Annotated in this window: 15 protein-coding genes; 14 read left to right on the top strand and 1 reads right to left on the bottom strand. The window is 55.7% G+C overall.

Features of this window, described 5'->3' with window-relative positions:
- Positions 1–132 precede the first annotated feature (132 nt).
- The 8 genes from CKQ53_RS10435 to CKQ53_RS10400 all read left to right on the top strand — a co-directional run bounded on the left by CKQ53_RS10435 (position 133) and on the right by CKQ53_RS10400 (position 7731).
- A complete protein-coding gene (locus CKQ53_RS10435) occupies positions 133–1188 on the top strand; it encodes a PhoH family protein (protein WP_085652142.1) in 1056 nt (351 codons plus the stop codon).
- Entirely contained in the window at positions 1185–1649 is a 465-nt protein-coding gene (gene ybeY, locus CKQ53_RS10430) for an rRNA maturation RNase YbeY (protein WP_094117657.1), read from the top strand. Before CKQ53_RS10435 ends, ybeY begins: the two co-directional genes overlap by 4 nt.
- A gap of 118 nt (positions 1650–1767) precedes the next feature.
- Positions 1768–2646 carry a CNNM family magnesium/cobalt transport protein CorC gene (gene corC, locus CKQ53_RS10425; RefSeq protein WP_085652140.1) on the top strand — a complete coding sequence of 293 codons (879 nt, stop codon included), beginning with the start codon at positions 1768–1770 and terminating at the stop codon, positions 2644–2646.
- 6 nt (positions 2647–2652) lie between these two features.
- Positions 2653–4185 carry an apolipoprotein N-acyltransferase gene (gene lnt, locus CKQ53_RS10420; RefSeq protein WP_085652139.1) on the top strand — a complete coding sequence of 511 codons (1533 nt, stop codon included), beginning with the start codon at positions 2653–2655 and terminating at the stop codon, positions 4183–4185.
- Positions 4186–4536: 351 nt separating this feature from the next.
- Positions 4537–5433 (top strand): glutamate/aspartate ABC transporter substrate-binding protein, encoded by an 897-nt coding sequence (locus CKQ53_RS10415; RefSeq protein ID WP_085652138.1) that lies wholly within the window; start codon positions 4537–4539, stop codon positions 5431–5433.
- Positions 5434–5588: 155 nt separating this feature from the next.
- The gene (locus CKQ53_RS10410) at positions 5589–6329 is read left to right on the top strand and encodes an amino acid ABC transporter permease (RefSeq protein ID WP_085652137.1); all 741 of its coding nucleotides are present in this window, start codon (positions 5589–5591) and stop codon (positions 6327–6329) included.
- A gap of 2 nt (positions 6330–6331) precedes the next feature.
- On the top strand, positions 6332–7006 hold the full coding sequence (gltK, locus tag CKQ53_RS10405) for a glutamate/aspartate ABC transporter permease GltK (protein WP_085652136.1): 675 nt from the start codon (positions 6332–6334) through the stop codon (positions 7004–7006).
- Entirely contained in the window at positions 7006–7731 is a 726-nt protein-coding gene (locus CKQ53_RS10400; protein WP_085652135.1) for an amino acid ABC transporter ATP-binding protein, read from the top strand. The genes gltK and CKQ53_RS10400 overlap by 1 nt, the downstream gene beginning before the upstream one ends.
- A 151-nt stretch (positions 7732–7882) precedes the next feature.
- Here CKQ53_RS10400 and CKQ53_RS10395 read toward each other — a convergent pair whose 3' ends face one another.
- Positions 7883–8365: a zinc ribbon-containing protein gene (locus CKQ53_RS10395; protein WP_085652134.1), complete on the bottom strand. Its 483-nt coding sequence runs from the start codon at positions 8363–8365 to the stop codon at positions 7883–7885.
- A 339-nt stretch (positions 8366–8704) separates the two neighbouring features.
- Here CKQ53_RS10395 and leuS point away from each other — a divergent pair, with 339 nt between their 5' ends.
- From leuS to rlmH, 6 genes are all read left to right on the top strand, one after another.
- Positions 8705–11287 (top strand): leucine--tRNA ligase, encoded by a 2583-nt coding sequence (gene leuS / locus CKQ53_RS10385; RefSeq protein WP_085652132.1) that lies wholly within the window; start codon positions 8705–8707, stop codon positions 11285–11287.
- Positions 11288–11302: 15 nt separating this feature from the next.
- A complete protein-coding gene (gene lptE / locus CKQ53_RS10380) occupies positions 11303–11866 on the top strand; it encodes an LPS assembly lipoprotein LptE (protein ID WP_085652131.1) in 564 nt (187 codons plus the stop codon).
- Positions 11863–12897: a DNA polymerase III subunit delta gene (gene holA, locus CKQ53_RS10375; protein WP_085652130.1), complete on the top strand. Its 1035-nt coding sequence runs from the start codon at positions 11863–11865 to the stop codon at positions 12895–12897. Before lptE ends, holA begins: the two co-directional genes overlap by 4 nt.
- 1 nt (position 12898) lies before the next feature.
- Positions 12899–13558 (top strand): nicotinate-nucleotide adenylyltransferase, encoded by a 660-nt coding sequence (gene nadD / locus CKQ53_RS10370; protein ID WP_085652129.1) that lies wholly within the window; start codon positions 12899–12901, stop codon positions 13556–13558.
- 170 nt (positions 13559–13728) lie between these two features.
- The gene (gene rsfS / locus CKQ53_RS10365; protein ID WP_085652128.1) at positions 13729–14046 is read left to right on the top strand and encodes a ribosome silencing factor; all 318 of its coding nucleotides are present in this window, start codon (positions 13729–13731) and stop codon (positions 14044–14046) included.
- A 1-nt stretch (position 14047) separates the two neighbouring features.
- On the top strand, positions 14048–14518 hold the full coding sequence (gene rlmH, locus CKQ53_RS10360; RefSeq protein WP_094117656.1) for a 23S rRNA (pseudouridine(1915)-N(3))-methyltransferase RlmH: 471 nt from the start codon (positions 14048–14050) through the stop codon (positions 14516–14518).
- The last annotated feature ends 9 nt before the right edge of the window (positions 14519–14527 follow it).

Below are 14527 nucleotides of genomic sequence, written 5' to 3'. Positions count from 1 at the left end.
GGTAGTGCGACTTGCGCCTTTTCGGGTTAGCGATAAATAATCATGGTTATTCATGCATAGCTGGCGATCGCCAGCCGACGGGACTCCAGTCTCAATCCGTCCATTTTCCGGTTAAATACCAAGAGGAATAATTTGAACGTAACGACCAAAGAGATCACCCTCGAACCCGCGGACAATAAACGTTTACTCAGCCTGTGCGGCCCGTTCGACGACAATATCAAACAGTTGGAACGCCGCCTGGGCATTGAAATCAACCGACGCGACAATCAATTCAAACTGGTCGGAACCGAACTGTGCGTCAAGGCAGCAGCCGATATCCTGCTGCACCTGTACGTTGATACCGCGCCGATGAAAGGCACTAGCCAGGATATCGACCCGGAACAGATTCATCTGGCGATCAAAGAGTCCGGCGTCTTGGAGCAATCCGCCGACAGCGTGCCAGAATTCGGCAAAGCGGTGAACATTCGCACCAAACGCGGCGTCATTAAACCGCGTACGCCGAATCAGGCGCAGTACGTCGCCCATATTCTTGACCACGACATCTCGTTTGGCGTGGGCCCGGCCGGGACCGGGAAAACCTATCTGGCGGTCGCCGCCGCCGTCGATGCGCTGGAGCGTCAGGAAATTCGCCGCATTCTGCTGACCCGTCCGGCGGTGGAGGCCGGTGAAAAACTGGGCTTTTTGCCGGGTGACCTGAGCCAGAAAGTGGACCCGTATCTGCGCCCGCTGTATGACGCGCTGTTCGAAATGCTGGGCTTCGAAAAAGTCGAGAAGCTGATTGAACGCAATGTGATTGAAGTCGCCCCGCTCGCTTATATGCGCGGCCGTACGCTCAACGACGCCTTCATCATTCTGGATGAAAGTCAGAACACCACGATCGAACAGATGAAGATGTTCCTGACGCGTATCGGCTTCAATTCGAAAGCCGTGATTACCGGCGACGTGACGCAGATCGATCTGCCGCGCAACCAGAAATCCGGGTTGCGGCACGCGATTGAAGTGTTGTCCGACGTCGAAGAAATCAGTTTCAACTTCTTCCACAGTGAAGACGTGGTGCGCCACCCGGTGGTCGCTCGTATCGTCAATGCCTATGAAGCCTGGGAAACGGCGGAGCAAAAGCGAAAAGACGCGCTGGCCGAACAGCGTAAACACGAAGCGCTGCAAGCCGCCGGGCAGGAGCAGAAATGAGTCAGGTAATTCTCGATCTGCAAATTGCCTGTGAAAACAGCGACGGCCTGCCTTCAGAAGCGCATTTTCAGCGCTGGCTGGATGCGGTGCTGCCTCAGTTTCAGGCCGAGTCGGAAGTGACGATCCGCATCGTCGATGAGGCGGAAAGCCATGAGCTGAACCACACCTACCGCGGGAAAGACAAGCCCACCAACGTGCTGTCTTTCCCGTTCGAAGCGCCGCCGGAAGTTGAACTGCCGCTGCTGGGCGATCTGATCATCTGCCGTCAGGTAGTTGAACAAGAAGCCGCCGAGCAGGAAAAAACGCAGGAAGAGCACTGGGCGCACATGGTGGTGCACGGCTGCCTGCATCTGCTGGGGTACGATCACATCGAAGACAGCGAGGCCGAAGAAATGGAATCGCTGGAAACCGAGATCATGCAGGGCATGGGATTCGCGGATCCTTACCTGGCAGAAAAATAAACGGTTACCGAGTTGCGTTAAATTCGGTATCTTACACAGCTGTACGCCAGCGGCGGCATCGCACGACTTACCCCGCTGGTTATCTTTTCCTAACCTGAGAGACGTTAACAGATACGCCATGAGCGACGACCATTCTTCCAACAGCGATAACCCCAGCCCCAAAAAGGGCTTCTTTTCTCTTATTCTCAACCAGCTTTTTCACGGTGAACCCAAAGATCGTAACGACCTGCTCACGCTGATTCGTGATTCGGAACAAAACGATCTCATCGACCCGGAAACCCGCGATATGCTGGAAGGGGTAATGGATATCGCTGAACAGCGAGTACGGGACATCATGATCCCGCGTTCGCAGATGATTACCCTGAAGCACAACCAAACGCTTGAAGAGTGCCTGGACGTGATTATCGAGTCCGCCCACTCCCGCTTCCCGGTCATCAGCGAAGATAAAGACCACATCGAAGGGATTCTGATGGCCAAGGATCTGCTGCCGTTCATGCGCAGCGATTCCGAACCATTCAGCATGGACAAAGTCCTGCGCCCTGCGGTCGTCGTCCCGGAAAGCAAACGCGTCGACCGCATGCTCAATGAATTCCGCTCGCTGCGCTATCACATGGCTATCGTCATTGATGAATTCGGCGGGGTGTCCGGACTGGTCACCATTGAAGATATTCTGGAGCTGATCGTCGGGGAGATCGAAGACGAATACGATGACGAGGAAGATCGCGACATCCGCCATCTGACTCGCCAGACCTATACCGTCCGCGCGTTAACGCCGATTGAAGACTTTAACGAGTCGTTCTCCACCCAATTCAGCGATGACGAAGTCGACACCATCGGCGGATTGGTCATGCAGGCGTTCGGCCACTTGCCGGCTCGGGGCGAAACCATTGAACTGGGCGGTTACCAGTTCAAAGTCGCGATGGCGGACAGCCGCAGGATTATTCAGGTGCATGTCAGAATACCTGACTACGCTCCGCAACCTATATTGGAAAACTAATCAGCAATGGCTGTCGCTTCCCTATTACAACGCCAGCAGAGTCGTCTTCTGCTGGCGCTTTTATTCGGCGCCAGCGGCACGCTGGCATTCTCGCCTTTCGATCTCTGGCCCGCCGCCCTTATTTCTCTGTTCGGCCTGCAGGCGCTCACGCTCGGCCGCAGCGTTCGTCAATCTGCTGCCGTTGGCTTTGCATGGGGCTTCGGCCTGTTTATCAGCGGCGTACAGTGGGTGTATGTCAGCATCGCCAATTTCGGCGGTATGCCAGGCCCCATCAACGTGGGTCTGGTCATTCTGCTGGCGCTCTATCTGGCGCTGTACCCGATGCTGTTTGCCGGCGTCCTGGCCCGCTTTTGGCCCAAGACGAACCTGTGGCGCGTCGCTATCGCCGCGCCCGCGCTCTGGCAGCTGACCGAGTTCCTGCGCGGCTGGGTGCTAACCGGCTTTCCGTGGCTTCAGTTCGGCTATAGCCAAATCGACGGCCCTTTAAAGGGGCTGGCGCCGATTCTCGGCGTGGACACCATCACGTTTGTGCTGATGATCATCAGTGGGTTACTGACGTTTGCCGTCACGGCCCGCCGCTGGCTGCCCGTGCTCGCCGCCGCGGCCATGCTACTGCTGCCGTGGCCATTACGAGGCATTGCCTGGTTCAAACTGGAGCCTGATCGCGCGGTCAACGTCGCGCTGGTGCAAGGCAATATTCCCCAGTCGCTGAAATGGGATCCCGACGAGCTGCTGAATACGCTAAAAATTTATCTGGACAGCAGTCTGCCCGTGATGGGTAAAGCGCCGATCATTATCTGGCCGGAGTCGGCCATCCCCGACGTCGAAGCGCGCCAGCAAGAGTATCTGCGTCTGGTCGACCGTGCGCTGCTTGAGCGTCACAGCAGCCTGATCACCGGTGTTGTCGACGTCCGACCTAACGGCAACGACGCGGACTATTACAACAGCATCATCGTGCTGGGTGACAAACAGCCGTACCGTTACCCCACGCTCAACCGCTACAACAAGCATCATTTGGTGCCGTTTGGCGAGTTTGTGCCGTTGGAAACGCTACTCCGTCCGCTGGCGCCGCTGTTTGATTTACCGATGTCGTCATTCAGTCGCGGCAACTATGTGCAACCGCAGCTAGACGTGAGCGGCTACCGGCTTACGGCCACTATTTGCTACGAGATCATTCTGGGTCAGCAGGTGCGCGACAACTTCCGCGAAGATACCGATATGCTGCTCACCATCTCGAACGATGCGTGGTTCGGCCACTCCATCGGGCCGTGGCAGCACTTCCAGATGGCGCGGATGCGTGCGCTGGAGCTGGGCCGACCGTTGCTGCGCAGCACGAACAATGGGATCACGGCGGTCGTCACGCCGGAAGGCGACGTCAGCGCCTCGCTGCCGCAATTCACGCGTGATGTACTGGAAACCTCCGTCACCCCCGCCACCGGCATGACGCCTTACGCACGTTGGGGCGCGTGGCCGTTATGGACGCTGACGCTGCTGTTCGGCCTCTGCGCCATCTTCTCTCCTCGTATCCGCCGCCGCTGATCTTACCCGGTAGCGCACATCATGAATAAGAAAGGGCATGCTTAGCATGCCCTTTTTAACTCCTGGCATATTAATTGCTAAAACCTATGCGACGCGGCCAACCTGGCGTCTTTTAAGAGTGTGTGATCGCACGCAGCACGAATTCGGAGCATCGATAGCACCAAAGCAGTGCCAAGCCGACTAAATGCTGCAATTTAGTGCAGATTAAGTCTCAAAAAAGATACATAACGGCCTCAGATTGTTAACAGTTGGCTATTTTTAACGATGTTGCAGTTTATTTGCGCCTTCGCGGTGCACCCGCAAAGCGCCACTCAATGATTAGCGCCATCACAACAGCAAAGGAGTTAGCACATGCAATTGCGTAAACTGGCACTTTCACTACTTCTGGCAGGTACAGCGGCAAGCAGTCTGGCTCATGCGGAAGAGCTGACCGGCACCTTGAAGAAAGTGAAAGACAACGGCGTCATCGTTATCGGACACCGTGAATCTTCCGTTCCTTTCTCCTATTACGATAACCAGCAGAAAGTGGTTGGCTATTCCGAAGCCTATTCAGACAAGATCGTCGAAGCGGTGAAAAAGAAAATCGGGGCACCTAACCTTCAGGTCAAACTGCTGCCGATCACCGCCCAGAACCGTATCCCTCTGCTGCAAAACGGCACCTACGATCTGGAATGTGGTTCAACCACCAATAACCTTGAACGTCAGAAACAGGCCGACTTCTCTAACACCATTTTCATCATCGGCACCCGTCTGATGACTAAAGTGGATTCCGGCATCAAAGATTTCTCTGATCTAAATGGAAAAACCGTCGTGGTGACCTCAGGGACGACCTCTGAAGTGTTGCTGAACAAGATGAACGACGAGAAGAAAATGAAGATGCGCATCATCAGCGCGAAAGACCACGGCGACTCCTTCCGTACGCTGGAAAGCGGCCGTGCGGTTGCTTTCATGATGGACGATGCGCTGCTGGCGGGTGAGCGCGCCAAATCGAAAAATCAAAACCAGTGGGTCATTCTTGGCCAGCCGCAGTCCAAAGAAGCCTATGGCTGCATGATGCGTAAAGACGATCCGCAGTTCAAAGCGCTGGTCGACGAAACCATCGCCCAGATCCAAACGTCGGGCGAAGCCGAAAAATGGTTCGATACCTGGTTCAAGCAGCCTATTCCGCCGCGTAATCTGAACCTGAACTTCGAACTGTCTGACGACATGAAAGCCTTGTTCAAAGCGCCTAACGACAAAGCCTTCTAAGCGGCAAGACTCGCAAGAAAATAGGTTCAGGCATTTTGATTGCGGATTTGCGAACATGCTGGCGGGCTCAGGTCAGTCGCTCCCTGCCCTGAGCTCCAGACCGTTCACAAGTCTTCGGGTAGCCTTGATGGCTGCCCTTTTTACCGGAGTTTTTTATGTCAACAGATTGGAATTGGGGTATTTTCCTGCAATCCGCTCCATTCGGTAATACCACTTACCTCGGATGGATTATTTCCGGCCTACAGGTGACCGTTTCGTTGTCTCTGTGCGCGTGGATCATCGCATTCCTGCTGGGTTCGCTGCTAGGGATTCTGCGCACCGCGCCCAACCGTTTCATCTCAGGCATCGGGACCTGTTATGTGGAGCTGTTCCGTAACGTCCCGCTCATCGTACAGTTCTTTATCTGGTATCTGGTCGTCCCCGAACTGCTGCCGGTTGACATTGGCATGTGGTTCAAGGCGGAGCTGGACCCGAACATTCAGTTCTTCCTGTCCTCCATGATTTGCCTCGGCATGTTCACGGCCGCCCGCGTCTGCGAACAGGTGCGCGCCGGGATCCAGTCGCTGCCCCGTGGGCAGAAAGCCGCCGGTCTGGCGATTGGCCTGACGCTGCCGCAGACCTATCGCTATGTGCTGTTGCCCAACGCCTATCGCGTCATCGTTCCGCCTTTGACGTCAGAAATGCTCAACCTGGTCAAGAACTCCGCGATCGCCTCGACGATCGGTCTGGTGGACATGGCCGCACAGGCGGGCAAACTGCTCGACTATTCCGCACACGCCTATGAGTCTTTCACAGCGATCACGCTGGCCTATATCGCCATCAACGCCATCATCATGCTGCTGATGCAGGTCGTTGAAAGAAAAACCCGTTTGCCGGGCAATATGGGGAGCAAATAACCATGTATGAATTTGACTGGAGCTCCATCGCTCCCAGCATGCCTTACCTGCTGCAAGGCCTTGGCGTGACGATTAAAATTACGGTGATTGCCGTCATTTTCGGTATTCTCTGGGGAACCCTTCTCGCCGTCATGCGGCTGTCGTCGTTCAAACCGATCAGCTGGTTCGCCAAACTGTACGTCAACTTGTTTCGTTCCGTACCGCTGGTCATGGTGCTGCTGTGGTTTTATCTGATTGTGCCAAGCTTTCTACAAAATGTGCTTGGGCTGTCGCCGAAAACCGATATTCGGTTAGTTTCGGCTATGGTAGCCTTCTCCCTGTTTGAGGCGGCCTACTACTCTGAGATCATCCGCGCCGGGATTCAGAGTATCGCACGCGGTCAGGCTTCCGCCGCGCTGGCGCTGGGCATGACGCATTGGCAGTCCATGAGACTGGTGATTCTGCCACAGGCTTTCCGGGCAATGGTTCCTCTGCTGCTGACTCAGGGCATTGTCCTGTTTCAGGACACCTCGTTGGTGTACGTGCTCAGCCTGGCTGATTTCTTCCGCACCGCGTCCAGCATCGGCGAACGCGACGGAACGCAGGTTGAGATGATCCTGTTTGCCGGGTTTGTTTATTTTATTATCAGCATCTGCGCATCAATGCTGGTTAATTATCTGAAGAAAAGGACGGTTTGATGATTTCCCTGAAAAATGTTTCTAAGTGGTACGGTCAATTTCAGGTACTTACCGACTGCTCCACAGAAGTTAAAAAAGGTGAGGTAGTCGTCGTTTGCGGACCTTCCGGTTCCGGCAAATCGACCCTAATCAAAACCGTTAATGGACTTGAACCCATCCAGGAAGGCCTGATTGAAGTTAATGGCATTGCCGTCAACGACAAACGGACGAATTTGGCCCAGCTGCGTTCTAAAGTCGGCATGGTATTCCAGCACTTTGAGCTGTTCCCGCATCTGTCGATCATCGACAACCTCACCCTGGCGCAGGTCAAAGTCCTCAAGCGTCAGCGCGAACCGGCACGTGAAAAGGCCAAGAAACTGCTGGATCGTGTCGGTCTGTCCGCCCACGCGGACAAATATCCGGGACAGCTCTCCGGCGGCCAGCAGCAGCGTGTCGCCATCGCCCGTGCGCTATGCATGGACCCCATCGCGATGCTGTTCGACGAACCGACTTCCGCACTTGATCCGGAAATGATCAATGAAGTGCTGGACGTGATGGTTGAACTGGCGCAAGAAGGGATGACCATGATGGTAGTGACCCATGAAATGGGCTTCGCCCGCAAAGTGGCGCACCGGGTCATCTTTATGGACGAGGGCAAGATTGTGGAAGACACCCGCAAAGAAGACTTCTTCACCAACCCCAAATCCGAGCGAGCTAAAGACTTCCTGGCGAAAATCCTGCACTGATGCGCGAGAGAAGCACGACGCATTAACGCGTTGTGTTGGCCAATATAATCAAAAAAAATCCCGGCAGCCGATGCCGGGATTTTTTTATACCTTTCTCAACATCGGCCAGGCGAAGCGAACATTGGGGAAGCTGCCAGCGCGGTATTTCCCGTCAAGGCTGAAAAGGCTGCCGATGGAACTGATCGTGCGAACATTTCGGGCAACGCGGCAACACCTCTGGGGTATAAAAAGTGAGGTGATAATGGCAGTTTTCACACACCAGATTGCCCAACCCGACCACCTCGCCGCTATGATAGACGCCGTGATGGTTGACGTCCTGAAACAGCTCCCGCCACTCCAGCTGCGTTTTATCCGTGATGTCCGCCAGCTCCTGCCACAGACTCTCCTTAATGACACGCATAAACACGCTGTCGGTGGATTCGTCCCGGCTCTCCTCATAGCTACGTCCGAACTCGGCGAGATCACGCCGTATGGCCTGCAGAATTTGTGCCCCTTCCTGCTGCGTCACGGCATTATCGTCCGCAATACGATGGCGCGCATGATCGATAAGCTTTGCCATATCACGCTCTCCGCCATGTAAACGCGCGGTGATATCCGACATTAACGTCTGGTAGTAACGGCTGACTTTATTCATTGCGACTCCTCAACAAACCGGGTGGAATGAGGCATGCGCCACCCTTTTTGCCGCAGGGCGGCCCCCTGGCGATATCAGCACACAAGGTGGTTTCAGTGTAGATGATTTTCCTGATCGAACCGCCGGCCGCGTCGCACTCTGCGCTTCCCCCACTTTTTCGCCGCCATCAGAAGCGCGAACGGGCCGTCGCTGATGAACGGCCTCGGCAGAAATCCGCCCCGGACGGCCTCAAGGTGTTGTTGCCCAAGACGCTTATCAGCTATGCTATGCGGATCTTTTAGTATGCACAATGGGCTACAAACGTAGCCATTATCACTACCCAAAGGACCACTGGCAGCCATGCACGAGCAATACCGCCCAGATGAAATAGAAGCGCAAGTCCAGCTTCACTGGCAAGAAAAACAAACCTTCAAAGTGACCGAAGACTCCAGCAAGGAAAAATACTATTGCCTTTCCATGCTGCCTTACCCTTCTGGCCGACTCCATATGGGACACGTCCGTAACTACACCATCGGCGATGTCATCTCACGCTATCAGCGCATGCTGGGTAAAAACGTGCTACAGCCTATCGGCTGGGACGCCTTTGGTCTGCCGGCGGAAGGCGCGGCGGTTAAAAATAAAACCGCTCCCGCGCCCTGGACCTACGACAACATCGAATACATGAAGAACCAGCTGAAACTGCTGGGCTTCGGCTACGACTGGGATCGCGAGATCGCCACCTGCAAACCAGACTATTACCGTTGGGAACAGTGGTTCTTCACCAAGCTGTACGAAAAAGGCCTGGTCTATAAGAAAACGTCCGCCGTCAACTGGTGCCCGAACGATCAAACCGTACTGGCTAACGAACAGGTCATCGACGGCTGCTGCTGGCGCTGCGACAGCAAGGTAGAACGCAAAGAAATTCCACAGTGGTTCATCAAAATCACTGACTACGCCGACCAACTGCTGAACGATCTGGATACGCTGGAAAGCTGGCCAGAGCAGGTGAAAACCATGCAGCGTAACTGGATCGGCCGTTCTGAAGGCGTTGAAATCACCTTCGACATCGCGGACAGCGATCGCCAGATGACGGTCTACACGACGCGTCCCGATACCTTCATGGGCGTGACCTACGTCGCCGTCGCTGCAGGGCATCCTTTGTCTCTGCTGGCCGCAGAAAAAAATCCTGCGCTGCACGATTTCATCGAAGAGTGCCGTAATACCAAAGTCGCCGAAGCGGACATGGCGACGATGGAGAAAAAAGGCATGCCGACCGGCCTGTACGCCATTCACCCGCTGAGCGGCGAGAAAGTCCCGGTGTGGATCGCAAACTTTGTGCTGATGGAATACGGCACCGGCGCAGTGATGGCCGTACCGGCTCACGACCAGCGCGACTGGGAGTTCGCCACCAAATACGGCCTGCCAATCAAACAGGTCATTCAGGCTGCTGAAGGCCAGGACGTCGATTTGTCCGCTCAGGCACTGACCGAAAAAGGCCGCCTGATGAATTCCGGCGAGTTTGACGGTCTTGATTATGAAGAAGCTTTCAACACTATCGCCGACACACTGGTTGAGAAAGGCGTGGGTCAGCGCAAGGTCAACTACCGCCTGCGCGACTGGGGCGTATCTCGCCAGCGTTACTGGGGCGCGCCAATCCCGATGGTCACGCTGGAAGATGGCACGGTCATCCCGACGCCGGAAGATCAGCTGCCGGTCAGACTGCCTGAAGATGTGGTCATGGACGGCATCACCAGCCCGATCAAAGCCGACCCGGAATGGGCAAAAACCACCGTCAACGGCCAGCCTGCGCTGCGTGAAACCGATACCTTCGACACCTTCATGGAATCGTCCTGGTATTACGCGCGCTACACCTGCCCGCAGTACGATGAAGGCATGCTGGATCCCGCCGCGGCCAACTACTGGCTGCCGGTCGATCAGTATGTCGGCGGTATCGAACACGCCATCATGCACCTGATGTACTTCCGCTTCTTCCATAAACTGCTGCGCGACGCGGGCCTGGTCAACTCAGACGAACCGGCGAAACGCCTGCTGTGTCAGGGAATGGTGCTGGCGGATGCCTTCTACTACGTCGGCGAAAACGGCGAACGCGTGTGGATTTCCCCGGCTGACGTAACCGTTGAGCGCGATGAGAAAGGCCGTATCGTGAAAGCGTTCGACGCCGAAGGCCGCGAAGTAATTTATGCCGGCATGAGCAAAATGTCGAAGTCGAAAAACAACGGCATCGACCCGCAGATCATGGTGGAAAAATACGGTGCGGATACCGTACGTCTGTTTATGATGTTCGCTTCCCCGGCAGAAATGACGTTGGAGTGGCAGGAATCCGGCGTTGAAGGCGCTAACCGCTTCCTGAAACGCGTATGGAAACAAGTGCTGGATCATACCGCCAAAGGAGCAGTACAGCCGCTCGACGTCGCGAAACTGACGGACGATCAGAAGTCCCTGCGTCGCGATCTGCACAAAACCATCGCCAAGGTTACCGACGATATTGGCCGTCGTCAGACGTTCAATACCGCCATTGCCGCTATCATGGAACTGATGAACAAGCTGGCGAAGGCTTCTCAGGACAGTGACCAGGATCGCGCCCTGACTCAGGAAACGCTGCTGGCCGTCGTCCGTATGCTGTATCCGTTCACCCCGCATGTCTGCTTCACACTGTGGCAAGAGCTGCACGGCGAAAGCGACATCGATAACGCACCGTGGCCGGTGGCGGATGAACAGGCTATGGTTGAAGACTCGAAGCTGGTCGTCATTCAGGTCAACGGCAAAGTCCGCGGAAAAATTACCGTTGCGGCTGACGCCAACGAGCAGCAAGTTCGTGAACGCGCTGCGCAAGAACCGCTGGTCGCCAAATATCTTGATGGCGTGACCGTGCGGAAAGTGATTTACGTCCCTGGAAAACTGCTTAACCTGGTTGTGGGTTAAGGCGAGGAGGAACTTGTGCGACACCCACTTTTGACGTTGTTGCTGGGACTGGCGGTACTTATTACCGCTGGTTGCGGTTTTCATCTGCGCGGCACGACTCAGGTGCCGCATCAGTTGCAAAATCTGATTCTGGATAGCTCAGACCCGTATGGGCCTATGACGCGCGCGGTGCGCGAACAGCTTCGTCTCAACAATGTGAACATCGTTGAGAACTCCAAACGCCAGGACATTCCGTCTCTGCGCGTGCTGGGGACGTCGCAAACGCGCAGCACCGCGTCTGTTTTCCAGGATGGTAAAGCCGCCGAGTATCAGTTTGTCCTGGAACTGAAAGCACAGGTGCTTATGCCGGGAGACGATATCTACCCGATAAACGTCAAAGTCTTCCGTACCTTCTTTGATAACCCGCTCACGGCGCTCGCCAAAGATGCCGAGCAGGATATCATCCTCCAGGAAATGCGCGTACAGGCCGCCCAACAGCTGGTGCGTAACCTGCTGACCGTGAAGGTAAGCAAAAACGCCGAGCAGGAGAAGGAGAAAAAAACGACGTCTCCTGCTCCTGCCGTACCCGCACGTTCATGACCCGGATTTATCCTGAGCAACTCGCCGCGCAACTCCGAGAGGGGCTGCGCGGTTGTTATCTGCTGTTCGGCAACGATCCTCTGCTGCTGCAGGAAAGTCAGGATCACATTTGTCGTACCGCTCAACAGCAAGATTTTCACGAACAATTCCGGTTTACGCTGGATAACTCGACTGACTGGGACGCCATCTTCGGCGCCTGTCAGGCGCTTAGCTTATTCTCATCACGACAAATACTGTCGCTGACGTTGCCAGACGCCGGTCCCGGCGCGCCGATTGGCGAACAGCTGGTGAAACTCGCCGGATTACTCCATCCGGATGTCCTACTGATTTTGCGTGGCGCCAAGCTGACCCGCGCCCAGGAGAACAGCGCCTGGTTTAAAGCCTTGTCGCAGAAAAGCATCTATGTGCCCTGCATGACGCCAGAACAGGAACAGCTTCCGCGCTGGGTCATGCAACGCGCCAAAAGCATGACGCTGGAACTGGACGATCCCGCCTGCCAGCTGCTTTGCTACTGCTATGAAGGCAACCTGCTGGCGTTGTCTCAGGCACTGGAACGCCTGTCCCTGCTCTACCCTGACGGTAAACTGCCGCTGCCTCGCGTTGAACAGGCGGTCAGCGATGCGGCGCACTTTTCGCCGTTTCATTGGCTCGATGCGCTACTGGCGGGGAAAAGCAAACGCGCCTGGCACATCCTGCACCAGCTGCGTTTGGAAGAGTGCGAGCCCGTTATTCTGCTGCGAACCGTACAGCGTGAACTATTGCTCCTGCTCCAGCTGAAACGGCAGATGGTCGCCACCCCGCTGCGTACGCTGTTCGACCAACTCAAGATCTGGCAAAACCGCCGCCCTTTGATAACGCAAGCGTTGCAGCGTCTGTCGTTGGAGCAGCTACAGCAGGCCATCACCCTGCTCGCCAGACTTGAAATCACCCTGAAGCAGAATTACGGCCAGCCAATTTGGGCAGAACTGGAAACACTGGCGATGATCTTATGTGGAAAAGCCCTGCCCGATAGTCTGATTGAGGTGTATTGATTTGCCCACCCCGAATACCGCAAGCGAACTGACCGCCTATTTCGGCGGGACGTTCGACCCGATTCATTACGGCCACCTGCGCCCAGTTAGTGCGCTGGCGGCCGAAGTCGGACTGCAACAGGTCGTCCTGCTGCCCAACAATGTCCCTCCCCACCGCGAACAACCTGAAGCCAACGCCCAACAGCGCAAAGCCATGGCCGCGCTGGCGATCGCAAACAACCCGCTTTTCCGTATTGATGACCGCGAGCTGCAACGGGAAACGCCTTCGTACACGATCGAAACGCTGGAAGCGCTAAGGCAGGAAGCGGGGCCGACGGCGCCGCTGGCGTTTATCATTGGTCAGGATTCACTGCTAACGTTGCATCACTGGCACCGCTGGCAGGAGATTCTGTCTTATTGTCATCTGCTGGTGTGCGCCCGGCCGGGTTACAGCCAAACGCTGGAAACCCCGGAGTTGCAGCAGTGGCTGACCTCCCGTCACACTACCGAGGTTAACCGGTTGCATCAGCATCCTCATGGGTTAATCTATCTGGCGAACACTCCGCTGCTCCCCATTTCTGCCACTGAAATCCGCCAACGCAGGCAACAGGGGCGCGACTGCAGCGACCTTTTGCCCGCCTCCGTGCTGAATTATATAGATACACACGGGCTATACCGATAGCGACGGCTTTATACCACTCACCATGACTGCATGGTATACTCCGCCGCTGGTTCAAACGGCAGGCAACCGGCTTGCCACGGCAGACTCACCACGCTTTTGCGCACATGCGTAAAGCGACATCGCTCCGCCCATCAAGCTCAGGCTGATTAACATTACCCCAGGGGGAACATTTGCAAGGCCAAGCACTCCAAGACTTCGTAATGGATAAAATCGACGACCTGAAAGGTCAAGATATCGTGGCGTTGGACGTCACCAATAAGTCCAGCATCACAGACTGCATGATCATCTGTACCGGAACCTCCAGCCGCCACGTCGCGTCGATCGCCGACCACGTTGTGCAGGAATCCCGCGCAGCCGGACTGCTCCCGCTGGGCGTAGAAGGCGAAGCGCTGGCTGACTGGGTCGTTGTCGACCTCGGCGATGTGATCGTCCATGTCATGCAGGAAGACAGCCGTCAACTGTACGAACTGGAAAAGCTCTGGGGTTGATATGAAACTGCAACTGGTCGCCGTGGGCACCAAAATGCCCGACTGGGTGCAGACCGGATTTACCGATTATCTGCACCGTTTTCCTAAGGATATGCCACTCGAACTGGTGGAAATTCCTGCCGGGAAACGGGGCAAAAACGCCGATATTCGCCGCATTCTGGAGCGAGAAGGCGAACAAATGCTGGCTGCCGTCGGAAAAGGCAACCTGATTGTGACGCTGGATATTCCCGGTTCACAGTGGGAAACCCCGCAGCTAGCCAAACAGCTGGAACGTTGGAAGCTTGACGGTCGCAATGTGAGTTTGCTGATTGGCGGACCGGAAGGTCTGTCGCCGCAGTGTAAAGCGGCGGCGGAACAGAGCTGGTCACTGTCCCCATTGACGCTGCCCCATCCGTTGGTGCGCGTACTGGTGGCGGAAAGCCTCTACCGCGCCTGGAGCATTACGGCTAACCATCCTTACCACCGGGAGTAAGGCGATACC

Origin of the sequence: Lonsdalea britannica (assembly GCF_003515985.1) — a bacterium.
GTDB classification, from domain to species: domain Bacteria; phylum Pseudomonadota; class Gammaproteobacteria; order Enterobacterales; family Enterobacteriaceae; genus Lonsdalea; species Lonsdalea britannica.
This window is presented reverse-complemented; position numbering and strand designations above follow the sequence as displayed.

Coding starts and splice junctions, on each gene's coding strand:
- leuS (WP_085652132.1), top strand. CDS start 8,705: ATGCACGAGCAATACCGCCCAGATGAAATAGAAGCGCAAGTCCAGCTT.
- rlmH (WP_094117656.1), top strand. CDS start 14,048: ATGAAACTGCAACTGGTCGCCGTGGGCACCAAAATGCCCGACTGGGTG.
- lnt (WP_085652139.1), top strand. CDS start 2,653: ATGGCTGTCGCTTCCCTATTACAACGCCAGCAGAGTCGTCTTCTGCTG.
- CKQ53_RS10400 (WP_085652135.1), top strand. CDS start 7,006: ATGATTTCCCTGAAAAATGTTTCTAAGTGGTACGGTCAATTTCAGGTA.
- holA (WP_085652130.1), top strand. CDS start 11,863: ATGACCCGGATTTATCCTGAGCAACTCGCCGCGCAACTCCGAGAGGGG.
- CKQ53_RS10395 (WP_085652134.1), bottom strand. CDS start 8,365: ATGAATAAAGTCAGCCGTTACTACCAGACGTTAATGTCGGATATCACC.
- CKQ53_RS10415 (WP_085652138.1), top strand. CDS start 4,537: ATGCAATTGCGTAAACTGGCACTTTCACTACTTCTGGCAGGTACAGCG.
- gltK (WP_085652136.1), top strand. CDS start 6,332: ATGTATGAATTTGACTGGAGCTCCATCGCTCCCAGCATGCCTTACCTG.
- CKQ53_RS10410 (WP_085652137.1), top strand. CDS start 5,589: ATGTCAACAGATTGGAATTGGGGTATTTTCCTGCAATCCGCTCCATTC.
- ybeY (WP_094117657.1), top strand. CDS start 1,185: ATGAGTCAGGTAATTCTCGATCTGCAAATTGCCTGTGAAAACAGCGAC.
- corC (WP_085652140.1), top strand. CDS start 1,768: ATGAGCGACGACCATTCTTCCAACAGCGATAACCCCAGCCCCAAAAAG.